This window comes from Stenotrophomonas sp. I18B00994, from assembly GCF_014145825.1.
GTDB classification, from domain to species: domain Bacteria; phylum Pseudomonadota; class Gammaproteobacteria; order Xanthomonadales; family Xanthomonadaceae; genus Stenotrophomonas; species Stenotrophomonas maltophilia.
The window spans coordinates 75,639-100,969 of sequence record NZ_JACIUW010000002.1 but is presented as its reverse complement, the minus strand read 5'-3'; the positions used below and the strand labels follow the sequence as shown (position 1 = coordinate 100,969).

Here is a 25,331-nt window from a genome sequence, read left to right as displayed (position 1 = left end):
CCAGGTAACGGTGGGTGCCGACCGTTGGTCGGCACGCCTTCAGCCCTTACACATCCTCGGCATCGTCCACATCCGCGCGGATCTGGCTGATCCGCGCCGCGCCCGGGCCAGTGAATGAGATCAGCTGGTCGCCGCGCAGCACCATGCGGCCCACGTGGCGATCGATGCCGTCGTAGGAATACTCGAACTTGAAGGTACGTTCGAAGCCGAGCCGGCCATCTTCGCCGCGCGACAGGCGCAGGCCGGTGGCGTGCACCGCCTGATCCAGCCATTGCACGTCGGCAGCACGGCAGGCATTGCGCCCCAGTTCGACCGCGCGCTCGGCGGCCGAACGCGCCGCGTTCCAGAAGAAATAGATGATTCCGCCGGCAATCAGCAACAGCAGCAGGGTGGGCATGGCGTCAGCCGTCAGGGGTCGATCCCGCAAAGATGGCGGCGAACGCGCGCTGGATCAAGCGCTGCACTCACCGCCGCGGCTGCGGTTCGCTGGACATCGGCTGCGCGGGCACGATGACCGGTTGCGGTGCCGGAGTGGGCTGCATCGGCGTCGCAGTGGGCGAGGGCATCACCAGCGGTGAGGTTGCAGTCAGCTGCAGCAGCGCTGCCCAGTCCTGCCGGTTGAAGCTGCATTCGTCCTCGCGACCTGGTGTGCAGCCGGGGTCGATGCCGGTGCTGTTGCGTTCGCGTGCCGGAGGCAGCTTGATCAGCCCCGTACGATCCAGCTGCAGCAACCGCATCGCTACGGTGTTCATCACGTTGCCACCGACCAGGTACAGGGTCTGGTCGCCGCCGAGGTTGGCCGCCACCACCACTTCGCAATGCGATTTCCAGTGGCCCACCGAGCCATTGCCCAGTGCCTGCACCAGCCCGCTGTAGCTGAGCGTGGTGCTGCGGTCGCGCAGGAAGCACAGCAGGTCGCCCGGTGCGGGTTTGGCCGTGGCCGGGTCGACCAGCCGGTACGGCACGCCCGAGGGACCGCCCTGGTAGGCGGCACGGATGTAGTCGATGTGGCGTGGCGACGTATTGAAGCCAGGAACGCCGGACTGCACCATCACCCAGGAAATGAACGCGGCCGACCATGGGTTGTCGATCAGGAAGGCGCGGCAGTCGCTGTCGGTGTAGCGCGTGCCCAACGGCGCCAGGCAGCTGCTGGCGCCCGCGATGCTGCCCATCGCATTGAGTGTGCCGCTGTTGCGCCAGTAGCCGGCCACGCGCTGCCAGGCGATCAGGCCATTGTCTGCCAGGTGATCGCTTTCGGCTTCGGTGACGCTGAGGCTGGCGGCACGGCCTTCACGATCGATGAAGGGCCGGTACCAGAGCCGGTGCTCATTGCAGGCGGTGTTGCGGATGGCCACCGCCAACGGACTCAGGCCGAAGCGGGGCGGAACATCGCAGGCCTCGGCGGCCGCTGCGGACAACGGTGCCGCGGCCAGCAGCAGGCAGGCAGGCAAGAGCATCCGGCGCATGCGCGGCTCCTGTGGGGGATACCTCAGCGTCGCAGCGCTGTCGTGAACGCCGGGTGTGAGAACGGGGTCAGATCCCTTTTCCCATGGACAACGGATCGGCCCCCACGCCAGGCCTCAACCCGGCGGCGGGCCCAGCTTCAGCGACAGATCGATGGCCTGCACGTGCTTGGTCAGTCCACCGATGGAGATGCAGTCAACGCCGTCCTCGGCGATCGAACGCAGGCCGCCCAGGCCCACGCTGCCTGACACTTCCAGCGGAATGCGGCCGGCCGTGATGCGCACTGCCTCGCGGCGCAGGTCGGGGCTGAAGTCATCCAGCAGGATGCGCTCGCAACCGGCTTCCAGCGCCTGGCGCAGCTGGGCCAGGTCCTCGACCTCGACCACCAGCGGCAGCGCGGGCCATTGCCGGCGCGCGGCGGCCACCGCCGCGGCCAGCGAACCGGCGGCACGGATGTGATTTTCCTTCAGCATCACCGTGTCATAGAGGCCGAAGCGGTGGTTGTCGCCGCCGCCACAGCGCACTGCGTACTTCTGCGCCAGGCGCAGGCCAGGCAGAGTCTTGCGGGTGTCGAGGATGCGCGTGCCGGTACCGGCCACCGCCGCCACGTAGCGGGCAGTGGTGGTGGCGGTGCCAGACAGCGTCTGCAGGAAGTTCAGCGAGGTGCGCTCGGCGCTGACCAGGCTGCGGCTGCGCCCGTGCAGCAGGGCCAGCACGGTGCCTGCGGTGACCGCGTCACCTTCGGAGACACGCCATTCGATGCGCACGTCCGGGTCGAGTGCGCGGTGGGTGGCGTCGAACCACGGGCGGCCGGCAATCACCCCGTCCTGCTTGCACAGCAGGTAAGCGCTGTCGGCCTGGTCGGGCAGCAGGGCGGCGGTGACGTCGCCGCTGCCCAGGTCCTCGGCCAGCGCCCGCGCGACATCGGCGGCGACAACGGCCGCATCCGGCGTCGGCAGCGCGCTCATGCGGCCGGGAAGTCGGCGATCTGGGCGGTCGGGATGGCTTCCTCGGCCAGCAGCACCGGGATGCCGTCGTCAACGCGGAACACCTGCTTGCGGTCGCGGGTGACCAGGGCTTCGCGCAGCGGCTGCGCCAGCGGGTTGCCATCGGCCTTGTTCACCGCGCCGGCGGAAATGGCCTTGTTGAGGGCTTCCAGGCCCTTGCCATCCAGCAGGGACAGGGGCTGGCGGGTGTCCGGCGACACCAGCAGGTCGAGCAGCTTGCGATCCATGGTTCTTCGTCTTGCGTGGAAGATGGCTAGAATACGTCTTTAAGGCAGGTGACGGCCAATGACCCCCAACCCGATCGCGCCGCTTGTCGGCATCGTCATGGGTTCCCGTTCCGACTGGGAAACCATGCAGCACGCCGCCCAGAAGCTTGAAGCCCTGGGTGTTCCGTTCGAAGTGAAGGTGGTGTCCGCGCATCGGACGCCGGATGTGTTGTTCAGTTACGCCGAGCAGGCGGGCCCGCGTGGCCTGCGCGCGATCATCGCCGGCGCCGGCGGGGCTGCGCACCTTCCGGGCATGATCGCCGCCAAGACCGCCGTGCCGGTGCTGGGCGTGCCGGTGCAGTCCAAGGCCCTCAACGGCATGGATTCGCTGCTGTCGATCGTGCAGATGCCGGCCGGCATCCCGGTCGCCACCTTCGCCATCGGCAATGCCGGCGCGTCCAACGCGGCGCTGTTCGCTGCTGCGATGCTGGCCAGCGACCAGCCGGCGATCGGCCAGGCGCTCGACGCCTTCCGTGCACGCCAGACCGAAGACGTGATGGCCCACGACGATCCGCGCCAATGAGCCTGACCGTCGGCATCCTGGGCGGCGGCCAGCTCGCCCGCATGATGGTCCTGGCCGGTGCGCCGCTGGGACTGCGCTTCCAGCTGTACGACCCGGCGGCCGACGCCTGCAGTGGCCCGCTGGCGCCGCTCACCGTCGGTGCCTTCGATGACCGCCACGCGCTGGCGGAGTTCGCCGCCAAGGTCGATGTGGTCACTTTCGATTTCGAGAACGTGCCCGCAGACAGCGCGCAGTTCCTGGTCGACCGCGTGCCGGTCTATCCGCCGCCGGCCGCGCTGGCGGTGGCCCAGGACCGGTTGAGCGAGAAGACCCTGTTCCAGCAGTTGGGCATCCCGCTGCCGGCCTTCGCTGATATCCGCAGCCGTGACGAGCTGGCTGCGAAGGCGGCTGAGTTCGGCCTGCCGTGCATCCTCAAGACCCGCCGCCTTGGTTATGACGGAAAGGGCCAGTTCCGCCTGCGCAGCGAGGCCGACATCGACGCCGCGTGGGATGCACTGGGCGCGCAGGTCGAGCGTACCGGCCTGATCCTGGAAGGCTTCGTGGCGTTCCAGCGCGAGGTCAGCGTGGTCGCCGTGCGTGGCCGCGATGGCAGCTTCGAAGCCTGGCCGGTCACCGGCAACTGGCATGTCGACGGCGTGCTGTCGGCCAGCGTGGCACCGGCTGTGCTGTCCGATGCCGAGCAGCAGGCCGCGATCGGCTATGCCCGCCGTGTCGCCGAGCACCTGCAGTACGTCGGCGTGTTCGCGCTGGAGCTGTTCTGTCGCGATGGCGAGCTGTTGGCCAACGAGATGGCGCCGCGCGTACACAACTCCGGCCACTGGACCATCGAAGGCAGCGAGACCTCGCAGTTCGAGAACCATCTGCGTGCCGTGCTGGGCCTGCCGCTGGGCAGCACCCGCATGCTCGGCCACGCCTGCATGCTGAACTGGCTGGGCGCGATGCCGGACCCGGCACCGGTGCTGGGCCAGGCCAGCGGCCATTGGCACGACTATGGCAAGGAGCCGCGCGAAGGCCGCAAGGTCGGCCACGCCACGTTGCGCGATGACGATGCTGCCGCGTTGGCCGATGCGCTGGAGCAGGTCGGCCTGGAGCTGGATCGCCAGGCCCAGGTGGCGCCGGCGGTGCACGCGTTGCGCAATCGCTGAGCCCGGTAGTGCCGGCCGCTGGTCGGCAGTGCAACGCTGTGAAGCGCCGGTGCAGGCATCGGCGCAACATTCCCGGTGGTAGCGTGGAGCTCCTTTCACAGGAGTCACCCCCATGCTCGACTGGAATGCCTACCGCAAGGAACTGAAGGGCCGTATCGGTGAGATCGGCAAGCTCTCACCGGATACGGTCAAGGGCTACGCCACCCTGGCCAACGCTGGCGCGCAGACCAACCACCTCGATGCGAAGACCCGCGAGCTGATCGCGTTGGCGGTGGCGGTGACCACCCGCTGCGACGGTTGCATCACCGTGCACGTGGATGCCGCGCTGAAGCACGGTGCCAACCGCGAGGAAATCGCCGAGGCGCTGGGTGTGGCGGTGTCGCTCAATGCCGGTGCGGCGCTGGTGTACTCGGCGCGGGTGATGGATGCGGTGGCCGCGCACGAGAACGCGTGAAGCCACGCTCTGCTTTCCGGTAGTGCCGGCCGCTGGCCGGCAGATTCGCCATCTCTGTACACCGATGGGGGGATGCCGGCCAGCGGCCGGCACCACCCCGGGGCGGTGCCGCTGCCTCAGCGTAGCTGGCTCTCAGCGAATTCCCAGTTGACCATCTGCCAGAACGCGTCCAGATAGCGCGCGCGATCATTCTGGTAGTCGGTGTAGTAGGCGTGCTCCCAGACATCGCAGCACAGCAGCGGCGTGCTTTCACCCGTCAGCGGCGTGCCGGCATTGCGGGTCGCCTGGATGCCCAGCTGTCCGCCCGGATGCTGCACCAGCCACACCCAGCCGGAGCCGAACAGGCCCAGCGCGGTGCGGTTGAATTCCTCGCGCAGGCGCTGCACGTCGCCGAACTGGCGCTTCACCAGCTCGCCCAGGCGACCCTGCGGTTCGCCACCGCCACGCGGTCGCAGGCACTGCCAGTAGAAGCCGTGGTTCCACGCCTGGGCGGCCGCATCGAACAGCTTGCCCTGGGCCTGGCGGACGATCTCTTCCAGTGACGCGTCTTCCCACTCGGTGCCGAGGATGCCGGCATTGACCGCATCCACGTAGGCGCGATGGTGGCGGCCGTGGTGCAGCTCCAGGGTCTGTGCGGACAGGTGCGGCTGCAGGGAGCCGGAAAGGTAGGGCAGGGCAGGCAATTCGACAGGCATGGACAGGTTCGTGGCCAGAGGGGCGGCGGCAGCCGGTTCCATCCGCTTACAATGGCGGCTACCGTGGGCAGTCTAGCCGACCACCGCGGTCGGTTTGTCCGGCGAAGCAAGGAGTGAGGTTGTGGCGGTAATGCAGCAAATCCAGGCCGAGGTCGATCGTTACCCGCTCGTGCTGTTCATGAAGGGTACCCCGCAATACCCGATGTGCGGTTTCTCCAGCCGCGCCGTACAGGCGTTGATGGCAGCCGGCGCGGTCACCCTGCGCACCGTCAACGTGCTGGAAGAACCCGAGATCCGCGCCAACCTGCCGCGGTTCTCCAACCTGCCGACCTTCCCGCAGCTGTTCATCAATGGAGAGCTGATCGGCGGCTGCGACATCGTCCTGGAACTGTTTGAAGCCGGCGAGCTCAAGCGCATCGTCGAAGAGGCGACCCAGGGATGAGTGCCTGGCCATCGACGTCACCGACCAAGGGGGCGCTCGATGGCCGCCCGTTGCAGGATCGCGTGGTGCTGGTTGCCGGCGCCGGCGGTGGGCTGGGCAGTGCGGCGGCCGTTGCCGCCGCCGCCGCCGGGGCCACCGTGGTCCTGCTGGGCCGCAAGCCGCGCCGCCTGGACCGTGTCTATGCCCAGGTCCAGGCCGTCGGCCCGGAACCGCTGCTGTATCCGCTGGATCTGGAGGGTGCGGGCCCCGACGACTATGCCGAACTGGCCCAGGCCCTGCAGCGCGAGCTGGGACGCCTGGATGGAGTGCTGGTCTGTGCCGCCCATTTCCCCGGATTGACCCCGTTCGAACTGGCCGACCCGGCCAGTTTCGCCCGTGCGGTGCATGTCACCCTCACTGCCCCGGCGTGGCTGACCCAGGCCTGCCTGCCGCTGCTGCGGCAGCGCGACGACGCGGCCCTGGTGTTTGCGGTCGATGCCTCCGAACGGGTGGGGCAGGCCTATTGGGGTGGATACGGTGTGGCCCAGCATGGCCTGCGCGGGCTGATCACCAGCCTGCATGACGAACTCGGCCGCAGCCCGGTGCGGGTCAGCGGCCTGTATCCGGGCCCCCTGCGCACGGCGCTGCGCGCCAGGGCCTATTCCGTCGACCAGGACCCGGCCGCCCGGGGCCCGGAGGCCGCCGCTGCGGCGGCCGTGACCCTGCTGTCCAGCGCTGGGCTTGCCTGGCGGGGCCGGATTCTCGACGCCAGTGAGGCGCCCCTGACGGAATGAGGCCGGGGGAAAGGCGGAGTGAAGAACCCGTCACGATTGCGTTGCGATCCGGTGCCGTTTGTCGCACAACCGTCACATTGATGGCGTAGCGTGTTAATCTAGTGTTAACCGTTGTGGCTGCCTTCAGCCAAGCGGTAGGGAACCCCAGATAAATCTCCGACCAGCCACCCGCAGGGCTGTTTGGATGCGCTTTTTTTCCGCCATCGCCAACTCGCATCGAGGCTACCGAAAAATGACCCACCCACTCCGGATGTCCAAGCTCACCCTTGGTCTCGTGGCTGCGCTCGCCGCCGCTCCCGCCTTCGCCCAGAGCACCTCTGCCGGTGTCGGCGGCCAGGTGATGTCCGCCGCAGGCCAGCCTGTCGCCGGCGCTGAAGTCACCATCACCCACACCGAGTCGGGCACCGTTTCGCGTGCCACCACCGATGCGTCGGGTCGATACAACGCGCGCGGCCTGCGCGTGGGTGGTCCGTACACCATCACCATCACCAAGTCCGGTGAAGGCACCAAGACCGAAGAGGGTGTCTACCTGAACCTGAACCAGGTCAACACCGTCAACGCCAACCTGGGCGGTGACCTGGCTGCGACCAACCTGGACGCGGTGAACGTTGTTGCGACCGCCGGCGGCCTGGACCTGTTCAGCGCCAACAAGATGGGCACCGGCAGCAACGTGACCCGCGAAACGATGGACGCGCTGCCGTCGGCCAACCGCAACATCCAGGACTACATCCGCCTGGACCCGCGCATCTCGCAGGTCAGCAAGGCTGACGGCGCGATCTCGGCCGGTGGCCAGAACACCCGCTACAACGCCATCCGCATCGACGGCATCAGCGCCTCCGATCCGTTCGGCCTGGGCTCCAACAACCTGCCGACCGAGCGTCAGCCGGTGTCGATGGATGCCATCCAGGAAATCAACATCGACCTGGCCAACTACGACACCACCATCGCCGGCGGTACCGGTGCGGTGATCAACGCCGTGACCAAGTCGGGTACCAATGAGTTCCACGGCACCGTGTACGGTTCGTACCGCGACAAGGACATGGTCCGTTCGCGCCTGGAAGGTGACAAGTCGGACTTCAATGGTTTCAAGGACGAGAAGACCTACGGCATGACGTTCGGCGGTCCGATCCTCAAGGACAAGCTGTTCTTCTTCACCAACTATGAAAAGTACGAGCGTAGCGGCGGCGGCGTGAGCCTGAGTGACAGCCCGTACAACAAGGATCCGTCCAAGGGCGGCATCAGTGACGCCGACATCTCGGCAGTCCAGAAGCGCATGAGTGATCTGGGCTATCCGGTCGGCGGCGTTGACGGTCTGAACAACAAGACGACGATCGAAGAGTACGCCGTCAAGCTCGACTGGAACATCAACGAGAACCACCGTGCGGCCTTGCGCTACAACAAGATGAAGCAGGACGTCGTCCGCTTCCCGCAGGTCAGCAGCAGCGCGCTGTCGCTGAGTGACTTCTGGTACACCCAGCCGACCCAGTACGAAACCTGGATGGGTGAACTGTTCAGTGACTGGTCCGAGAACTTCTCGACCGAGTTCAAGGTTTCGCACAAGGACTACTCGTCCAATCGTGTCGCGGCTTCGCACCTGCCGCAGATGCGCGTGCGCTTCGGCAACAACTCGCTGTACCTGGGCACCGAGCAGAACACTCACACCAATCTGGTCGAGTCGAAGGAACTTAGCGCCTTCGGTGCCGGTACCTGGTACATCGGTGACCACACCGTCAAGTTCGGTTTCGATTACACCGACAATAACCTGATGAACTTCTACGGCCGTAATCTGTACGGCGCGTACGACTTCCGCGACTTGGCGTCGTTCCTGAAGGGTACCGCCAACGGCTACCAGCTGCGCGTGCCGCGTCCGGGTGGCAGCTTGGATGATATTCCGGCCAAGTTCCATCTGAAGAACACTGGCCTGTTCATCCAGGATACCTGGGCGATCAACTACAACCTGAGCCTGATGTTTGGTGTCCGTCTTGATATCCCGGACTTCACCAGCCAGAACAAGTACAACACCGACATCCAGTCGCGCTACGGCTACGACAACACCAAACTGGTGGACAAGAGCCTGTTCCAGCCGCGTGTTGGCTTCAACTACACCTTCGACAGCGATCGTCCGACCCAGCTGCGCGGTGGCGTTGGCTTGTTCGGCGGTGCAGCACCGAACGTGTGGCTGGCAGGTGCCTACCAGAACACCGGTCTGAACTACGTCGAGTACAACGTCAGTGGCAACCCGGGTGGTTTCAGTGCTGATGCCGACAATCCGTTCATTCCGGATCCGTCGAAGATCATTGCTCGCCAGAACGTGGACATTATCGCTCCGGGCACCCGCCTGCCGTCGGTGTGGAAGGCCAACCTGGCGTTCGACCATGAGCTGCCGTGGTACGGCATCGTGGCGTCGGCTGAAGTGCTGTTCACCAAGGTCAAGGATGGTCTGTACTTCGAACGTCTGGACCTGACGGACGGCAAGGGCAAGGGTGCGACCTTCGTTTCGGCGCAGGACGGTCGTGAGCTGTACTGGAACCCGGCAGGTCTGAATCAGGCCAACAGCAAGATCGACAGCCGTTCCGGCGACAACCTGGGCATGGAGAACGGCACCAACGGCGCGCTGAACCGCGCCAACCGTCCGAACAACATCGGTGACGTGATGTTGCTGCGCAACACCGACAAGGGTCGTGGCAGCCAGGCTACCTTCTCGCTGGCCAAGCCGCTGACCGAGAACTGGGGCTGGTCGCTGGGTTACACCTACACCCAGTCGAAGGAAGTTAGCCCGCTGACCAGCTCGCAGAACACCTCGAACTGGAACAACACCCAGATCCTGAACGCCAACGAGAACATCGCGTACAACTCGCGCTATGCAATCAAGGACCGTATCACCGGCACCCTGGAGTGGAAGCACAACTTCTTCGGTGACAACGCTACCCGTATCGGCCTCTTCTACGAAGGTCGCTCGGGCCGTCCGTACAGCTACGTGTTCTACAACGATGCCAACGGCGACAGCGCCATCGGCAACGATCTGTTCTACGTGCCGAAGGGTGTGGGCGACGTGCTGTTCACTGGCGGCGCAACGATGGAGAAGAAGTTCTTCGATTGGCTGGCGCAGAACCCGGAACTCGAGGCCTACCGTGGCAGCGTGGTCCCGGCCAACTCGCACCGCGCCAAGTGGGTCAACAGCTTCGACGTTCGTATCAGCCAGGAATTCCCAGGCTTCGTGAAGGGTCACAAGGGTGAAGTCGCCCTGGACATCATGAATGTCGGCAACCTGCTGAACAAGAAGTGGGGCCTCATTGACGACTACGGCTTCTATGCAACCCGCCGCGTGGGCAACTTCGCAGGTATCGATCCGGCCACCGGGAAGTATGTGTACTCGTTCACCGGTGCGGATGATTCCTCGATCCAGGAAAACAACAATGACAAGGGCAACACTGCCGTGTCGCGTTGGTCCATGCAGCTGACTGTGAAGTACAAGTTCTGATCCGTCAGAGCTTGATGATGTAAACGGAAACGGCCGGGGAAACCCGGCCGTTTTCCGTTCAGGCGAAAGTCCTTGCAGGCCACTCTGCATCGGCGTAGCATCCAGAAATGTGCGCGGTGCCAACGCCGCCGATGCGGTCCCGGAAAGGCGAACGCGGGGAGCACACATCCAACGGTCGGGCTTCCCGGCCGTTTTGCTTTTTAAGGGGGCGGCAGTACAGTCGGAAACCTTGAAGGAAGCAAAAAATTGGACATGACCACGAACGAAAAATCAGCCCGCGCACTGCCAGTGCAGGACGCGCGGATCTACCCGCGCGGTGGGCTGGATGTGCTGTCGCGGGCCGAAGTGGCCCGCTTGCGCGATGCCTCTGCCGGCGGCATGCACGAGCTGCTGCGCCGCTGCGCGCTGGCCGTGCTGACCAGCGGCAGTGCCTCTGACGATCCTCGCGCGGCGCGCGATCTGTATCCCGATTTCGACATCCAGGTGGCGCAGCAGGATCGCGGCGTGCGCATCGACCTGGTCAACGCACCGGCCATGGCCTTCGTCGATGGCGAGATCATCCGCGGTGTTGCCGAACTGCTGTTCGCCGTGGTGCGTGACCTGGCCTACATGGCCATCGAGATGGGCCCTGCCTACGCGGCCGAGCTGGAGTCGTCCGAGGGCATCACCAACGCGGTGTTCGGCCTGCTGCGCAATGCGCGCATCCTCAACCCGGGTGACCCGAACCTGGTGGTGTGCTGGGGCGGCCACTCGATCTCGCGCGACGAGTATCTGTACACCAAGCAGGTGGGCTATGAACTGGGCCTGCGCGGCCTGGACATCTGCACCGGCTGCGGCCCGGGCGCGATGAAGGGTCCGATGAAGGGTGCCACGATCGCACATGCCAAGCAGCGCCGTACCGTGACGCGCTACATCGGCCTGACCGAGCCGGGCATCATCGCCGCCGAGTCGCCGAACCCGATCGTCAACCACCTGGTGATCATGCCGGACATCGAGAAGCGCCTGGAGGCCTTCGTCCGCATCGGCCACGGCATCATTGTGTTCGCCGGTGGCGTCGGGACCGCCGAGGAGATCCTGTACCTGCTCGGCATCCTGCTGCGCGAGGAAAACAAGGACCTGCCGTTCCCGCTGATCCTGACCGGACCGACCGTGGCGGCGCCGTACTTCGAGCAGATCGACCGCTTCATCCGCCTGACCCTGGGTGACGCGGCCGCCGAGCGCTACGAGATCATCATCGGCGACCCGGTGGCGGTGGCGAAGAAGATGGCCAATGGCATCAAGCGCGTGCGCGAGCACCGCCTGGCGCAGAAGGACTCGTTCTTCTTCAACTGGTCGATCGAGATTCCGTGGGAGTACCAGCAGCCGTTCGTGCCCACCCACGAGGCGATGGCCGCATTGGACCTGCACCACGGGCGTGCGCCGCATGCGCTGGCGGCCGACCTGCGCCGCGCGTTCTCGGGCATCGTCGCCGGCAACGTGAAGGAAGACGGCATGCGTCGCATCGAACAGTTCGGACCGTTCCAGATCCATGGCGACCCGGACATGATGCAGGCGCTGGACGCGTTGCTGCGCGCTTTCGTCGAGCAGCGCCGGATGAAGATCTCCGGCGAATACCAGCCCTGCTACCAGGTGCTGGCCTGAGCCCGGGCCGGTGCGATGGGGATCGCGCCGGCCGGGGTGGGAAGGTGCGGGTCGTCAAGGCTTTGACGCCCGTCGCCCTGGATTGACCGTTCATCCTGCCGCCGCTTGCCGGTGGCGGGACGATGGCCCATCGTGGCCATCAACACGCTGGGGAGCGTCCAATGTCTTTGCGCCGGCAAAACGGCTTCACGCTGGTCGAGTTGATGATCACGCTGGTCATCCTGGTCATTCTGGCCAGCATCTCCTATCCCAGCTTCCGCACCGCGATGCGCTCGAACCGGCTGACCACCACCAACAACGAGGTGATCGGTCTGTTGTCGCTCGCTCGCAGCGAGGCCATCCGCAACCGCCATGGTGGCGGGGTGTGCGGCAGCAGCAACGGCACGTCCTGCGATGGTGAGTGGAGCAAGGGCATGCTGGCCTGGGGCGACGCCGATGGCGATGGCTCCGTCAGCGGCAGCGAAAGCGTGCTGCGCTTCTCCAAGGGCAGCAGCAGCCTGGCGGTCGAGGCTCCCAGCCCAACCGTCATCACCTTCGATTCCCAGGGACGCCGCCGCGCGTCCGCCGACCAGGTCGTGAGCCTGGTGCCGCAAGGCTGCAAGACGGGTGACCCCATGCGGACCCTGACCGTCCTGTTCTCCGGCCAGGTCCGCTCCACCGGAGGAACCTGCAAATGAAACGTCGTCGTTCCGGCATGGGCGGGCCTGCCCGCAGTCGTGGCTTCAGCCTGATCGAGGTGCTGATCGCGCTGCTGGTGCTGGCGTTCGGCCTGCTTGGCTTTGCGCTGCTGCAGACCATGAACGTGCGGTTCGTGCAGAGCGCCAGCCAGCGCACCCAGGCCACCAGCCTGGCCTACGATCTGATCGAGCTGATGCGCGTACAGCGCAGCGAAACCCTCAACGGTGGCGAATACACCAAGGCCTCCTTCACTGCCGGCTCGGTCACCGCGCCGGCTGGCCCCTGCACCTGGCCCAACAGTGCCGACGTGACAGCCTCCAAGGCGAACGTGGCGCGCTGGCAATGCCAGGTCGTCAAGGTGCTGGGAGGCAAGGCCAGCGCCAACGTGACCGTCAATGATGGTCTGGTCACGGTGGGCATCGGCTGGGGAGACGAGCGATGGAACGCAGCCAATCCCGACAGCATCACCACGTTCACCCTGGTTACCCGTCTATGAAGCGCGCGCCTTCCGCTGCCAGCCATGCGGCTGGCCTCTCGCTGGTTGAACTGCTGATCTCGCTGGTCATCGGCCTGGTGCTGATGCTGGGCGTGACCCAGATCTTCATGGCTTCGCGGGCGGCCTCGCAGCTGTCCGAAGGTGTCGCGCGCACCCAGGAGAACGCCCGATTCGCGTTGGAGTTCCTCGAGCGCGACATCCGGATGGCCGGGCACATGGGCTGCGTGAATGACCAGGCGCACCTGGTGCGCGCCCAGGACAGTGTCAAGGTCAACATTGCCGGCGTGAAGTCGGGTGATGGCAGCCCGATGGACTTCTCGGTGCCGATCCAGGGTTACGAGGCACAGGGCACCGCGCCTGGCAACAAGCTGACCCTCGGCGCAAGCTGGGGGGCTGCCGGCAGCACGCCGTCGGCGATCACCAATCTGAAGCCCAAACCGCTTGGCGGCAGCGACATCATCGTGATGCGCTACCTTGCGCCGGAAGGCTCGCCGGTGCTGTCCATCGGCTCCGGTACTTCGCCGGACATCACGATCGCCAGTGACGCGGCGGCCCGCCTGTCGGCCGGTGCCGTCACCACGCCCTCGGCGTTTGCCGTGGCCGATTGCAGCAAAGTGGACGTGTTTGCCGGAAAAATCGCCGGCAGCACGATCACGGCCAGCAAAGCCGATCTCTCGGCGTATTCGGCCAACAACGCGGTGACCATGGTCTATCGGGTGGAATCGATGGCGTACTACGTGGCAACGAATACCGCCGGCGAACCCGCGCTGTACCGCGCGCGTGGCGCTGGCGACAACACGTTCGCCACCGGTGAGGAGCTGGTGGAGGGCATTGAGAGCCTGCAGTTCCTCTACGGCCAGGATACCGAGACGGCGATCAGCAGCACCGCGCCGCCGTCCGGGGTAATCGCCTTTCAGAAGACTGCCAGCGGGGTCAGTACCGGTACCGATGCCGCCGCTGTCGCTGCGTGGCGACGGGTTGGCCTGGTGCAGTTTGGACTGCTGGTGCGCAGCCCGCAGCGCGCCGCGGCCGAGCAGGCCAATACGGCCGTGGCCCAGCTGGGCGTGCTCGGCGTTGGCTTCAATCCGCCCACGACCTACGACGATCGCTACCGCGCCTCCTACGAGGTGTCCGTGGCACTGCGCAACCGACTGTTCGGGAACTGACCCATGAAGCCCTCCGTCTCCCGTCGATTCCAGGGGCGTACGCAGCAGCGCGGTGCGGTGCTGTACGTGGCTCTGATGCTGTTGATCCTGCTGTCGCTGATCGGCGTGGTCGGCATGCAGGTGGCGAGCATGCAGGAGCGCATGTCCTCCAACTACCGGGCCGCCAACGTGGCGTTCCAGGCCAGCGAGCGGGCGGTCCGTGACGCCGAGCGGTCGATCGAGGAGATCGACAACAATACCGGCGACGGCGGCTCGTTGAAGGCTGACGCCATCAAGCGCATCTGCGATGACGGCTTCGATCCCACCCGCTGGGTGGGAGAGCAGAAACTGTCGGCGGCGCCGGTGGTCAGCGTGCGCCGCATCGACGCCTGCATCCAGGGCGAATCGACGCTGGGCATGGGCACGCCGGAAAGCGAAGAGCCCACCCGCGTCTACCAGATCACCGCGTTCGGCTCCGATCGCGATGCCGCCACCAGCAACGAGGGTACTTCCTCGGCGGCTGTCGACACTGTTTTCAAGCTTTGAGGAACCCGGTCATGGCGACCCGAAAGATCAAGATCCTGGCCGGCTCCGGGCTGTTGCTGGCGGTGGCTGGCGGCACCTGGCTTGCGATGAACCTGTTCGCCGCGCAGGCGCAGGGCACATTGTCGCAGCACCCGATGAACCTGAAGGTCTCCGCGCCGCCGTCATTCATCATGGCGGTGGACGATTCGGGTTCGATGACCTTCCAGACCCAGTTCCCGGGGCAGGACGGAACGGCGTGCTGGCACTACGGGAGGAAGAGTTTCTTCCGGTCGGCCGGTGTTCTCAACACGCCCGATGACGTACTCCCCACCTATGATCGGTGGGGCAATGCCATCCAGACCGGCGAATGCAGCTATTTCTACGTGTTGCCGGGCGCCCGGATCAACAACTACAACGGCATCCCCGCTCTGGATGTCTTCGGGTTCGCACGATCAGCGGCCTACAATCCAACCTACTACGACCCCGCAATCAAGTACGAGCCCTGGTTGCGGATCGTAAATGAAGAGGTGCAGTCGTATCCGGACGCGAGCACGTCGGCCACCCTCATCGATCCTCGTGAGACAGATACACTCGCGATCGCCAGCAGCTATCTGGGCACTTCGTCCTGGGACGTCCAGAGGATGCAGGAAGGGATGACGGTACCGGCCGGGCAGTCCTACAGGACTGCAAGCAGGGCCAATGGTAATTTTGGCAACGAGAACGCCAATACGAGAGGCACGACCTGGAGCTCGGCGGGCTATGCGTCGCTGCGCTATGTGCCCGCAACGTTCTACATGCCGTACACCAGCGATGGTGACGCCTATCCGCAGTTGCCAGGCACTGCCAATGCGTATGCAGGTATCCAGCGAACCAAGGTCACCGGCGCCTGCGGTTCCGGATGTGACATGTGGAAGTACGTCATCGGGACCGGTGATGCTGCCGCATTGCAGAACTTCGCCAACTGGTACTCGTACTACGGTAACCGCAACCGGGCGATGATCGCCGGCATGACGCGCGCATTGAATGTCAATGACATGTATGTCGGGTATTTCCGGATCAATGATTTCCAGAATTACAACAGTTCGACAGACTCCAACAAACGGCTTGCGATCCGGGACATGAGCGTGATCGGGCAGAAGTCCGCGCTCTACAGCAGCATGATCGCGCTGACGGCCAGTGGTGGCACGCCGAATCGACATGCCGTCAACGCTGCGGGCCTGCAGTTCATGCGGACCGATGACAATGCCCCCATCAAGCTGTCCTGCCAGAAGAATGCGGTGATGCTGTTCACCGACGGCTACAGCAACAATGGCAACAACCTTTCGTCATCCCTCGCACCTGCCCCAGGCAACGTGGACGGGGACATGGGGACTCCCTTCTCGGATGGCAATTCCAACACCATGGGTGATATTGCCGCGTACTACTACGTGAACCCGTTGCGAACCGATGATCGGATGCCCCGGGGACAAGTGCCGGTGCCGGAGCAATGTGCGACCAGCACTGACAAGTCGCTGGACTGCAAGAAGGACCTGCATATCAACTTCTACGGGATCACGCTGGGCGCGCGTGGCAATCTGTTCGATCCGAACAAGCAACAGAACCCGTATACCGATTCGGCGGTCTACAGCAACTGGCCAAGTCGCCAGAACGACAACCCCAGCACCGTGGATGACATCTGGCACGCCGCGACCAATACCCGCGGTGAGTACATCAACGCGCGTACTCCGGCAGACATCACCACGGCCATGCGCCGGGTGCTCTCGTCGGTCACCTCCGGGCCAGCGCCTTCGGGCAGCCAGGGCCTGACCGGCGCGCGTATCGGTACCGGGTCGCTGGCGGTCACGCCCCAGTTCGAAGTGGCCAACGAGGAAACCGATTGGTTCAGCCGCCTGAAGGCATCCAAGCTTGCGGTGAACGACAAGACGCAGCAGACCGAGTACACGCAGGTGTGGGAAGCGGCCGAGAAACTGGGCGCGCAGCGTTCGCGCACCATCGTCGCCACCAAGGGCAATGCTGCAGTTGACTTCAGCAGCACCAACATCGCCTTCACCGATCTCTGCAACAAGGATGAGAAGCAGTATCCGGGTATTGCGCGCTGTTCTGCGACCGAGGCTGAAAAGCTGGGCGGCGACATCGCCACGGCCATGGCTTATCTGCGCGGCGACGCATCACGCGAAGTGCGCAACTCGGGGGGCATCTATCGCACCCGTACCACCGTGCTGGGCGACATCGTCAATTCCAGCCCGGTGATCAGTTCGCCCCGCGACGACTATGGCTACCAGCGCATCAGCACCGCGATGGCGACCTCGTATGCCACGTATCTGACCCGCAAGCGCAACAATGGCCGCTACATGGTCTATGTTGGTGCCAATGACGGCATGCTGCATGCCTTCGACGGTGGCATGAACGGCAATGGCGTAAGTGACGGTGCCGGTGGCAGCGAGACCTTCGCCTACATCCCTGGAACCGCGCTGGGCCACATGGCCAACCTGCTGTATCCCTACGTGGCGGCCAACAAGTCCGACCAGCGCTTCCGTCATCGCTACTACGTGGATGGACCGATCGCGGTGGCGGACGCGCAGATCGGTGGCAACTGGGCCACGGCGCTGGTCGGTACGGCCGGCGCCGGTGGGCGCTCGGTGTTCGCGCTGGATATAACCACGCCGTCCAGCTTCGGCACCGGCAATCGCCTGTGGGAAATCAGTGACGTGGCGCCGGGGCTCGACAGCACCGTAAAGGCGAACATCGGCCATGTCCTTGGCAAGCCGGTGATCGTGCCGGTGAAGGAAGGGACCGGGGTGGCGTGGAAAGCGATCTTCGGCAACGGTTACAACAGCCTCAGCCGCAAGGCCGTGCTGTTCGTGGTCGACCTGGGATCGGGCGCGGTGCGGATGATCACTGCTACCGAGGCCGCAGCAACCGCACCCGCCGGTGACAATGGCCTGGGCAACATCGTGGCTGTCGACCGTTGGCGCGCCGACAGCGCCGGTGGGACGGGGCGTGTACGTGGCCGTGACGGCCTGGCGGACACGATCTATGCGGCCGACCAGCGCGGCGCGCTGTGGAAGTTCGACCTGGAAAGCACGGCAACCTCGGTCACCACACCGGTGTTCACCACGGCGCGCCAGACCAACAACAACAACCAGGTGTATCGCCAGCCGATTACCGGTGGCATGACCGCCGTGACCGGACCCGGTGGTGGCGTGATGCTGGTGCTGGGTACCGGCAGCTTCTCCTTCGACAATGACCCCCAGGATCTCACCGCGCAATCGCTGTACGGTGTCAACGACACCAGCAAGGACCAGCCGGAGGCCACGATCGTGCCCGCCAATCTGGTGGCCTATACGGTGACCACCACCAACAAGTTGCGCACGGTCACGGCCACGCCCTTCTCCGGGGCGGCGCGCGGATGGAGCATTGCACTGCCCGGCGCAGGTGAACGCTTTGTTGGTAATCCTGCCGTGGCGTCGGGAACGGTGTTCATGCCGACCTACATGCCTACCGCGGGTGGCCGTGGCTGTTCGACCGAGGGAAGCAACTGGCTGTTTGGCCTCAATCCGATCTCGGGTGTTGCATCGCTGGAGCAGGCGCGGGTCGGGTCCATTACCGGCACGCCCTACGGAGCGGGCACGGCTGGCGTGAGTCTCGACACCGGCGGCACCGCACCGGTGAAGGACGTCAATGTCTCGGTGATGCCACGCCTGGCAAAGGGTGCCGATCGAGGCGGACGTGCCTGCTGGATGGCGGTCAACGTGGCGGGTGCTCCGACGATGTACGTGCCTTATCCCTGCGGTCGCCAATCCTGGCGTCAGATCCAGTAACGAAGACATGCCCATGAGCCTGAACACTCTTTCCCGTACCCTGCGTCGTCCCGGCAAACAGCACGGTTTCTCCCTCATCGAACTGATGATCGTGGTGATCGTGCTCGGCATCCTGGCCGCGATTGTCGTTCCGTCGTACCAGCAGTACATCCGCCAGTCGCACCGGGGCGTGGCCAAGGCGGACCTGGTGGAATACGCGCAGCGTGCTGAGCGCTACTACTCGGTGAACAACACCTACTCGGGCTTCGCGCTGCCCAGCAAGGTGTCGCCGCGCGAGGGCGGGACCACACGGTACGCGATCACGTTCGATGGCAAGGCGTCCTCGTTCACGCTGACTGCGACGCCCCAGGGCAACCAGACCAAGGACAGCTGCGGGACGCTGAGCGTGGACCAGGCCAACCGCAAAACGGCCAGCGGCACGGTTTCCGATTGCTGGTAAATCAGGTGTTGATCTTCCTCTGAACGCCCAGTACAATGCGCCTCCCCGCCCGAATAGCTCAGCCGGTTAGAGCACTTGACTGTTAATCAGGGGGTCGTTGGTTCGAGTCCAACTTCGGGCGCCAGATACTCCAAAAGCCGCGAGAAATCGCGGCTTTTGTCGTTTTGGCCCGTCAGCAGGGAAGGGTGCGGTCGACACGCTCGCTGCGGATGCGGCCGCCGTTGTTGATGACCAACCTGCCATGCAGCCGGTCTCCTGCGCAGATGCGCAGCGTCAGATTGGCACCGGGACTGCGCCCGTCAGGCTGGAAGAACAGCAGCGGCCGTCCACCGCTGGCCTGGGCGACGATGGCGATGTCGGTCCGGCCTTGATGGTGGATCAGGATGTCCTGGGCGGATGCTGGTGTCCCCCGGTGCCTGCCGCTGCGATAGATGATCCACCCTGCGCTCCAGTCGCGGGAGCACTGCTCACCGTCGTCGCTGGCGCACAGCCCGATCAGTTCGCGGCGCTTCAGGGCCTCGCTTCTGGCGCTGGAAAGACTGGCATGCAGGGTCAGCTGCAGGGCGTCGGCGCGTTGCCGCAACAGCACCGGGCGCAGGGCCGGCCAGCCCACGGCCAGCAGAACGGAAAGGATGGCGATCACCACCAGCATCTCGACCAGATGCATGCCGCGTGATGCTGAACGACAGTGGGCGGGAGTGCGATGCATGGCATCAAGCCTCGCGCCGCAGCGGGACGGCCGCCATCAGGCACTGCCGCGCCCGCCTGCCCGGAAAGCCCTCAGCCGGCCGTCACCCCTTGCCCCGTATACTTGTCCTTCCCGGGAACTGGCAACACCATGAGCGACCGTTTCGAACTCGTCTCGCCGTATTCGCCGGCGGGCGACCAGCCTGATGCCATCGCGAAGCTGACCAGCAACTTCGAGGCGGGCATCGCCAAGCAGACCCTGCTGGGCGTCACCGGCTCGGGCAAGACCTACACCATCGCCAACGTCATCCAGAACGTGCAGAAGCCGACGCTGATCATGGCACCGAACAAGACGCTGGCGGCGCAGCTGTATGGTGAGTTCAAGGCGTTCTTCCCGCACAACGCAGTCGAGTATTTCGTCAGCTACTACGACTACTACCAGCCGGAGGCCTACGTGCCTTCGTCGGACACCTTCATCGAGAAGGACAGTTCGATCAACGAGCACATCGAGCAGATGCGGCTGGCCGCGACCAAGACCCTGCTGTCGCGCCCGGATGCGATCGTGGTGGCCACGGTGTCGGCGATCTATGGCCTGGGTGCGCCGGAGGACTACCTGTCGCTGCGCCTGATCCTGTCCAAGGGTGAGCGCATCGACCAGCGCGACCTGATCAATCACCTGACCCAGCTGCAGTACACGCGCAATGAGTACGAGCTGCAGCGCGGCACGTTCCGCGTGCGTGGCGAAGTGATCGACGTGTTCCCGGCCGAGTCGGACAGCGAAGCGCTGCGCATCGAGCTGTTCGACGGCGAGGTCGAGAAGATCACCCTGTTCGACCCGCTCACCGGTGAGACGATGCGCAACATGCAGCGTTTCACCGTCTACCCCAAGACCCACTACGCCACTACCCGCGAGCGCGTGCTGGCCGCGGTGGAAACGATCAAGGTGGAGTTGAAGGAGCGGCTTGAGCAGCTGTACGCGGAAAACAAGCTGGTGGAGGCGCAGCGCCTGGCACAGCGCACGCAGTTCGACATCGAGATGATGGCCGAGGTCGGGTTCTGCAACGGTATCGAGAACTACTCGCGGCACCTGACCGGCAAGAACGCCGGCGAGCCGCCACCGACGCTGTTCGACTACCTGCCGCCGGACGCGCTGCTGGTCATCGACGAATCGCACGTGACCATTCCGCAGATCGGCGCCATGTTCAAGGGCGATCGCTCGCGCAAGGAGACCCTGGTCGAGTTCGGATTCCGCCTGCCGTCGGCACTGGACAACCGACCGCTGCGTTTCGAGGAATGGGAGGCGCGTTGCCCGCGCGCGATCTACGTGTCCGCCACGCCGGGCCCGTATGAGTACCGCGAGGCCGGCGACGAGATCACCGAGCTGGTGGTGCGCCCGACAGGCCTGATCGATCCGGTGGTGGAGATCCGCCCGGTGGGCACCCAGGTCGACGACCTGATGAGCGAGGCCAACGCGCGCATCAAGGCCGGTGACCGAGTGCTGGTCACCACGCTGACCAAGCGCATGGCCGAGAACCTCACCGAATACCTGACCGAACACGGTATCCGCGTGCGTTACCTGCACTCGGACGTGGATACGGTCGAGCGCGTGGAGATCATCCGCGACCTGCGCCTGGGCAAGTTCGATGTGCTGGTGGGCATCAACCTGCTGCGCGAAGGCCTGGACATGCCCGAGGTGTCGCTGGTGGCGATCCTCGACGCCGACAAGGAAGGCTTCCTGCGCTCCACCGGTTCGCTGATCCAGACCATCGGCCGCGCCGCCCGCAATGTGCGCGGCAAGGCGATCCTGTATGCGGACAAGGTGACCCGCTCGATGCAGGCAGCGATCGACGAGACCGACCGCCGCCGCGCCAAGCAGGTCGAGTACAACGAAGAACATGGCATCGTGCCGCGCTCGGTGGCGCGCCCGATCGTCGACGTCCTCGAAGGTGCGCGTTCGGATGCGGCGGAGAAGGAAGCCAAGAAGGGCAAGGGCAAGGGCAGGGCGGGTGTTGCCGAGGACGGAGCCGATTACCGTTCGCTCGGTCCGGCCCAGCTGGCGGCGCGTCTCAAGGCGCTCGAACAGCAGATGTACCAGCACGCCAAGGACCTGGAATTCGAGGATGCCGCACGGGTGCGTGACCAGATCCGGCAGCTGAAGGAAGCGAGTCTGGGCTGAACGCGGCGGTGCAGCATCTTCTTCACAAAAGTGTTGCGCTTCACGGCCGGCATCCGTAATATACGCGGCCTGCACCGACGCAATCGCGGACGTTCAGAAGCAAAAACGGGCGGTTAGCTCAGCGGTAGAGCACTACCTTGACATGGTAGGGGTCACAGGTTCGAACCCTGTACCGCCCACCACGAAGTCTCCGGAAGGAGGCTGTCGTGAACTGAAGAGCCCGGCCCTGGCGCCGGGTTTTTACGTAGCAGGGCCAGCTTTCGGGCGGCAAGAACAAGATGGGCGGTTAGCTCAGCGGTAGAGCACTACCTTGACATGGTAGGGGTCACAGGTTCGAACCCTGTACCGCCCACCACCTGGCTCCCGGCATTGCCGGTGCAGCGGTGGATCACGATGAAAGCCGGCCCTGTGCCGGCTTTTTCGTTTGCGACGGTCGCCGGTGCCCCAGGTCAGCGCTGGGCAACCCATTCGTCGATGCTGATCATGCGCTGCAGCCGCCAGTGCCCGTCCACGCGTTCCCAGACCTGCGCGAAACGTGCTGAACCGGCCTGATGCTGCTGGCCGCCTGCAGGCAGGCGCTGGTTGCCCACGCGCAGCACGCGGTCCTGGCGCAACCGGTACAACTGCAGGGCCGTCGGCTCCGGTGTCTGGTCATGTGCCGGGGGCACGCCCGCCTGCCCGACGTCGGCCTGCAGGATCTGGCTGCGCAGGGAGGCATCCCCGGCGTCGGCATCGCGGCCGAACAGGCCAGCGCACAACAGCAGCAGGGCAAGCATCGGCATGGCACGGTGCTCCGGAGAAGGGAGTCCAGCGTGGCACTGCCCCCCGCACTGTGAAACCGGTATGCGACGAAAGCCGGAAAAGCGCCCGCCAAGTCGCTGCGGGAAGGATGAATCCGGGCCAGGAAGTGCCGGGCCGCGCTTCAAGGCGGCCCGGCGTGGTGGGCCACTGCGGGGTGGCCCGGTCATGGCCGCGGCGCTGGCTCAGCTCCGCGGCGGGTGTGGCAGGTCAGCGATGCCGACCCCATGCACGGATCCGGTTACAACGGATCGCAGCACAGCAGCTGGCCGTGCTTGCCCGCGTTGCCGAACGGGCACTGCGGGTGTGGTTCGCAGCCCGGTGCATATCCGGTCTTGGGCGAGACGGCGAAGGCCTGGCTGGCGCCGAAGGCCATGGCCGCGACAACGACGATACCGGCGACGGACGAAAGCACTTTCTTTCCGATCATGTGTATCTCCTTGGTTGGCGTTGTGGAGTTGCAGTTGCCGAAGGCACGGGAGTGCCGGTTGTGGCGCGAATGCGGTAACAGGGGGCCGCGACGCAATGCGCGGCACGCGGGATCAGGGCAGCGCCGGCTTCGGTGCGAGCGACGCGACGGCAGCCTGCACGACCTGGGCGTCGAGCTGGCCGACATGCTTGTAGGCAACGCGGCCATCGGCAGCCAGCACCATCAGCATCGGCGTGACGGTGGCGCGATAGCGCGTGGACGCGGCGGCTTCGTTGTCGATGGCGATCGGGAAGCGCAGTGCATGTTTGCCGGCGTAGTCCGCCAGCTGGTCGTATGGCGGCATGCCGACACCGACCAGTTCGCTGTTGCCGCGGGCCGCAGCGATCTGTTGCAGCTGCGGTACCGAGGCCAGGCAGTAGCGGCATGCGGTGGAGAAGAAATAGAGGATCTGCGGAACCTCGCGGGCACCGCCGATATCGACGAAGGTCTGCTGCGTGGTGCGCAGCGCCAGCGCATCCGGGCGACTACCCAGTTCGAGGCCATGTGCTGCAAGACGCATGTCCTGCAGCTGCGTGGCCATCTGCTCATTGATCTGCCGCAGCTGGCGGTTCTGCCATCCGAGCGCGATGACCAGCACGGACAGCAGCAGGGCGACAACGGGGAACAGGACGCGCTTGAGCATCGATCATCCTTGAACACAGCGTTGGGTCGAACATACCCGAACTGGCGCGCAGGTTGTTAAGCGGATGTTCCCGGCACATCCTCCGACGGAGCGCACGTACTAGAGTTGTGCCCGCGCAGGCATGCGTGCATGCCCTCCACCCATCCCCAGGATCTTTCAACGATGAGCGATCATGTGCCGGTTTCCAGGCCCAATCCGTTCTTTGAACTGCTGTTCGGCGGCAACATGCTGGAAGGTACGTTCAAGGCAGTGATCTGGGTCGCCCTGTTGTCCGCTGTGCTGGCCTGGACCACGTTCCGCTGAGCGGGGGCGCGGCACTGCCGCCGCGTTGCGGCAGGCCGGTGCTCAGGCGCTGAAGGCCTGGCGCAGGCTGCGCAGGGTGGCCTGCCGGTGCTCTTTCGCGCTGGCCTCGCCCATTTCCAGTTCCTGCAGGCGCAGCCCGACCAGGGTCATCGAAAGCGCGTATCCCCGGGCTGCGTCGGCAACGCGCGACTGGCCGAGCGCGCGACGTGCAAGCGCGCTTACGTGCTCAAGGTCGGGCATCAGGCCAAGGTAGACGCGTTCGGCGCTGTCCAGATCGGGGGCTCGCAGGATCGCGTGTGCTTCGGAGGTGGGGGAGACGGAGGCCATGGGGAGTCCTTGTCCGTAGCGGGTGCTCGTTCAGAACGAGCGCATCAGGGAAATGAAGGCCGATGACTGAGTACCGCGTCGTGCCATCGGGCTGTCCTTTACTGCATCGCCGAACCACTGGTTGGCGACCACGCCGGTCGCGCGCCACTTCGTGCCCAGGGGCGTGCTGACCGCGATCTGCAGGCTCGGTGATGTCGCGCTGCCCGGGTTGTAGGCGGCAAGTCCCGAGCGCAGCGCTTCCTCATCGCTGATGCCGTAGTAGTAATCCAGCAAGCGTGCGCTGGAGTGGACCACGCCGACCTTCGGGACCCAGGTGAAGCGACCAGCCTGGATCGGATAGCTGTAGTGCAGGCGCGACTCCATGCCACCTCCGTGCCCGGTGACCTCGCGCATCACGCTGGCCTCGACGATGCCCCAGTCGGCGCTGTATTCACCATTGATGCCGGCCATGGCGGACATCTGCCGGCTGTGCAGCCGGCGCAGCTGCGGATCGTTCACGTCGTCGGTCTTGAAGCGCAGCGTGTAGGGCGTGACCGCCGCCGACAGGCGCAGGCCCTCGCGCTTGTAGAGGTACATGCCCAGCGAGCCCGGGCTGGCGAAGAAGCGCTGGCCCTGCCAGGCAATGGACGGGACCACCAGTGGCTTGACGTCGTAGTGCGCATACGCGCCCGAGGTCGCGCCAGCACTGATGCCGGCCTGTACGCCCGGGTTGCTGTCGGCGGCCTGCGCGAACACCGGCAGGCCAAAGGCAGCGGAGAACAGCAGCGGGCGCAGCAGGGTCGAGGGCAGTGGCGGCATCGGTCAACGACGTTGCGGAGGATGGCTGCGCATGATGGGGGAGCAACATTGTCAGAACATTGCGTCGGCGCATCCGCCAGGCCGAAGCGGAAAAAGTGGGCGCCAGGCACTATGATCGGCACCGTTTCCGGTAGC

At 65.2% G+C, this 25,331-nt stretch carries 26 protein-coding genes and 3 tRNA genes; 18 read left to right on the top strand and 11 right to left on the bottom strand.

What is annotated here, in order from left to right; translation table 11 throughout:
• Nucleotides 1–46: 46 nt before the first annotated feature.
• The 4 genes from H4O10_RS02455 to H4O10_RS02440 all read right to left on the bottom strand — a co-directional run bounded on the left by H4O10_RS02455 (nucleotide 47) and on the right by H4O10_RS02440 (nucleotide 2,698).
• Nucleotides 47–397 carry a DUF3301 domain-containing protein gene (locus H4O10_RS02455; protein WP_005408844.1) on the bottom strand — a complete coding sequence of 117 codons (351 nt, stop codon included), beginning with the start codon at nucleotides 395–397 and terminating at the stop codon, nucleotides 47–49.
• 67 nt (nucleotides 398–464) lie between these two features.
• Nucleotides 465–1,466, bottom strand: a complete 1,002-nt coding sequence (locus H4O10_RS02450) for a DUF2272 domain-containing protein (RefSeq protein WP_005412807.1) — start codon at nucleotides 1,464–1,466, stop codon at nucleotides 465–467.
• 114 nt (nucleotides 1,467–1,580) lie between these two features.
• A complete protein-coding gene (nadC, locus tag H4O10_RS02445; RefSeq protein WP_005408846.1) occupies nucleotides 1,581–2,432 on the bottom strand; it encodes a carboxylating nicotinate-nucleotide diphosphorylase in 852 nt (283 codons plus the stop codon).
• Complete coding sequence (locus H4O10_RS02440) at nucleotides 2,429–2,698, bottom strand: Trm112 family protein (protein WP_005408847.1); 270 nt, start codon at nucleotides 2,696–2,698, stop codon at nucleotides 2,429–2,431. The genes nadC and H4O10_RS02440 overlap by 4 nt, the downstream gene beginning before the upstream one ends.
• A 58-nt stretch (nucleotides 2,699–2,756) precedes the next feature.
• On the opposite strand from H4O10_RS02440, the gene purE reads away from it, so the two are divergent.
• The 3 genes from purE (at nucleotide 2,757) to H4O10_RS02425 (ending at nucleotide 4,859) form a co-directional block, all read left to right on the top strand.
• Entirely contained in the window at nucleotides 2,757–3,260 is a 504-nt protein-coding gene (gene purE / locus H4O10_RS02435; RefSeq protein WP_005412808.1) for a 5-(carboxyamino)imidazole ribonucleotide mutase, read from the top strand.
• The gene (locus H4O10_RS02430; RefSeq protein WP_049419355.1) at nucleotides 3,257–4,405 is read left to right on the top strand and encodes a 5-(carboxyamino)imidazole ribonucleotide synthase; all 1,149 of its coding nucleotides are present in this window, start codon (nucleotides 3,257–3,259) and stop codon (nucleotides 4,403–4,405) included. The genes purE and H4O10_RS02430 overlap by 4 nt, the downstream gene beginning before the upstream one ends.
• Before the next feature lie 112 nt (nucleotides 4,406–4,517).
• Nucleotides 4,518–4,859 (top strand): carboxymuconolactone decarboxylase family protein, encoded by a 342-nt coding sequence (locus tag H4O10_RS02425; protein WP_005408850.1) that lies wholly within the window; start codon nucleotides 4,518–4,520, stop codon nucleotides 4,857–4,859.
• Nucleotides 4,860–4,975: 116 nt separating this feature from the next.
• Here the strand turns inward: H4O10_RS02425 and H4O10_RS02420 are convergent, their stop codons facing one another.
• Nucleotides 4,976–5,554, bottom strand: coding sequence for a superoxide dismutase (locus H4O10_RS02420; RefSeq protein WP_032966020.1), 579 nt, complete (start codon nucleotides 5,552–5,554; stop codon nucleotides 4,976–4,978).
• Between the two features lie 121 nt (nucleotides 5,555–5,675).
• Here H4O10_RS02420 and grxD point away from each other — a divergent pair, with 121 nt between their 5' ends.
• The 11 genes from grxD (at nucleotide 5,676) to H4O10_RS02365 (ending at nucleotide 19,119) form a co-directional block, all read left to right on the top strand.
• Nucleotides 5,676–5,996 (top strand): Grx4 family monothiol glutaredoxin, encoded by a 321-nt coding sequence (gene grxD / locus H4O10_RS02415; protein WP_005408852.1) that lies wholly within the window; start codon nucleotides 5,676–5,678, stop codon nucleotides 5,994–5,996.
• Nucleotides 5,993–6,769 (top strand): SDR family NAD(P)-dependent oxidoreductase, encoded by a 777-nt coding sequence (locus H4O10_RS02410; protein ID WP_049395448.1) that lies wholly within the window; start codon nucleotides 5,993–5,995, stop codon nucleotides 6,767–6,769. Before grxD ends, H4O10_RS02410 begins: the two co-directional genes overlap by 4 nt.
• A 232-nt stretch (nucleotides 6,770–7,001) precedes the next feature.
• The gene (locus H4O10_RS02405) at nucleotides 7,002–10,250 is read left to right on the top strand and encodes a TonB-dependent receptor (RefSeq protein WP_080101792.1); all 3,249 of its coding nucleotides are present in this window, start codon (nucleotides 7,002–7,004) and stop codon (nucleotides 10,248–10,250) included.
• 252 nt (nucleotides 10,251–10,502) lie between these two features.
• Complete coding sequence (gene ppnN, locus H4O10_RS02400) at nucleotides 10,503–11,891, top strand: nucleotide 5'-monophosphate nucleosidase PpnN (RefSeq protein WP_005408855.1); 1,389 nt, start codon at nucleotides 10,503–10,505, stop codon at nucleotides 11,889–11,891.
• Nucleotides 11,892–12,052: 161 nt separating this feature from the next.
• Nucleotides 12,053–12,568 carry a Tfp pilus assembly protein FimT/FimU gene (locus tag H4O10_RS02395; protein ID WP_012479676.1) on the top strand — a complete coding sequence of 172 codons (516 nt, stop codon included), beginning with the start codon at nucleotides 12,053–12,055 and terminating at the stop codon, nucleotides 12,566–12,568.
• Nucleotides 12,565–13,065 carry a type IV pilus modification protein PilV gene (gene pilV, locus H4O10_RS02390; RefSeq protein ID WP_005408857.1) on the top strand — a complete coding sequence of 167 codons (501 nt, stop codon included), beginning with the start codon at nucleotides 12,565–12,567 and terminating at the stop codon, nucleotides 13,063–13,065. The genes H4O10_RS02395 and pilV overlap by 4 nt, the downstream gene beginning before the upstream one ends.
• Nucleotides 13,062–14,231 carry a PilW family protein gene (locus H4O10_RS02385; RefSeq protein ID WP_012479677.1) on the top strand — a complete coding sequence of 390 codons (1,170 nt, stop codon included), beginning with the start codon at nucleotides 13,062–13,064 and terminating at the stop codon, nucleotides 14,229–14,231. The genes pilV and H4O10_RS02385 overlap by 4 nt, the downstream gene beginning before the upstream one ends.
• 3 nt (nucleotides 14,232–14,234) lie before the next feature.
• A complete protein-coding gene (locus tag H4O10_RS02380; protein WP_005408859.1) occupies nucleotides 14,235–14,756 on the top strand; it encodes a PilX N-terminal domain-containing pilus assembly protein in 522 nt (173 codons plus the stop codon).
• Between the two features lie 11 nt (nucleotides 14,757–14,767).
• Nucleotides 14,768–18,556: a PilC/PilY family type IV pilus protein gene (locus H4O10_RS02375; protein WP_012479678.1), complete on the top strand. Its 3,789-nt coding sequence runs from the start codon at nucleotides 14,768–14,770 to the stop codon at nucleotides 18,554–18,556.
• Nucleotides 18,557–18,569: 13 nt separating this feature from the next.
• Complete coding sequence (locus tag H4O10_RS02370) at nucleotides 18,570–18,995, top strand: type IV pilin protein (protein WP_005408861.1); 426 nt, start codon at nucleotides 18,570–18,572, stop codon at nucleotides 18,993–18,995.
• Nucleotides 18,996–19,042: 47 nt separating this feature from the next.
• A tRNA-Asn gene (locus tag H4O10_RS02365) sits at nucleotides 19,043–19,119 on the top strand.
• 48 nt (nucleotides 19,120–19,167) lie between these two features.
• On the opposite strand, the gene H4O10_RS02360 is transcribed toward H4O10_RS02365, so the two are convergent.
• On the bottom strand, nucleotides 19,168–19,704 hold the full coding sequence (locus tag H4O10_RS02360; protein WP_099470581.1) for a GspH/FimT family pseudopilin: 537 nt from the start codon (nucleotides 19,702–19,704) through the stop codon (nucleotides 19,168–19,170).
• Nucleotides 19,705–19,833: 129 nt separating this feature from the next.
• Here H4O10_RS02360 and uvrB point away from each other — a divergent pair, with 129 nt between their 5' ends.
• The 3 genes from uvrB to H4O10_RS02345 all read left to right on the top strand — a co-directional run bounded on the left by uvrB (nucleotide 19,834) and on the right by H4O10_RS02345 (nucleotide 22,213).
• Entirely contained in the window at nucleotides 19,834–21,858 is a 2,025-nt protein-coding gene (gene uvrB, locus H4O10_RS02355) for an excinuclease ABC subunit UvrB (protein WP_005408863.1), read from the top strand.
• Nucleotides 21,859–21,965: 107 nt separating this feature from the next.
• Nucleotides 21,966–22,040, top strand: a tRNA-Val gene (locus H4O10_RS02350).
• Between the two features lie 98 nt (nucleotides 22,041–22,138).
• Nucleotides 22,139–22,213: transfer RNA gene (locus H4O10_RS02345), tRNA-Val, on the top strand.
• Between the two features lie 94 nt (nucleotides 22,214–22,307).
• Here H4O10_RS02345 and H4O10_RS02340 read toward each other — a convergent pair.
• The 3 genes from H4O10_RS02340 to H4O10_RS02330 all read right to left on the bottom strand — a co-directional run bounded on the left by H4O10_RS02340 (nucleotide 22,308) and on the right by H4O10_RS02330 (nucleotide 23,768).
• Nucleotides 22,308–22,640 (bottom strand): hypothetical protein, encoded by a 333-nt coding sequence (locus H4O10_RS02340; RefSeq protein ID WP_005408864.1) that lies wholly within the window; start codon nucleotides 22,638–22,640, stop codon nucleotides 22,308–22,310.
• A gap of 257 nt (nucleotides 22,641–22,897) precedes the next feature.
• Nucleotides 22,898–23,086, bottom strand: coding sequence for a hypothetical protein (locus H4O10_RS02335; RefSeq protein ID WP_005408865.1), 189 nt, complete (start codon nucleotides 23,084–23,086; stop codon nucleotides 22,898–22,900).
• Between the two features lie 112 nt (nucleotides 23,087–23,198).
• On the bottom strand, nucleotides 23,199–23,768 hold the full coding sequence (locus tag H4O10_RS02330; protein WP_005408866.1) for a TlpA disulfide reductase family protein: 570 nt from the start codon (nucleotides 23,766–23,768) through the stop codon (nucleotides 23,199–23,201).
• Nucleotides 23,769–23,930: 162 nt separating this feature from the next.
• On the opposite strand from H4O10_RS02330, the gene H4O10_RS02325 reads away from it, so the two are divergent.
• On the top strand, nucleotides 23,931–24,071 hold the full coding sequence (locus H4O10_RS02325; protein ID WP_005408867.1) for a hypothetical protein: 141 nt from the start codon (nucleotides 23,931–23,933) through the stop codon (nucleotides 24,069–24,071).
• 42 nt (nucleotides 24,072–24,113) lie between these two features.
• Here H4O10_RS02325 and H4O10_RS02320 read toward each other — a convergent pair whose 3' ends face one another.
• Both H4O10_RS02320 and H4O10_RS02315 read right to left on the bottom strand, forming a co-directional pair.
• Nucleotides 24,114–24,398 (bottom strand): hypothetical protein, encoded by a 285-nt coding sequence (locus H4O10_RS02320; protein ID WP_005408868.1) that lies wholly within the window; start codon nucleotides 24,396–24,398, stop codon nucleotides 24,114–24,116.
• A gap of 30 nt (nucleotides 24,399–24,428) precedes the next feature.
• Nucleotides 24,429–25,196 (bottom strand): MipA/OmpV family protein, encoded by a 768-nt coding sequence (locus H4O10_RS02315; protein WP_049397610.1) that lies wholly within the window; start codon nucleotides 25,194–25,196, stop codon nucleotides 24,429–24,431.
• Nucleotides 25,197–25,331 lie beyond the last annotated feature (135 nt).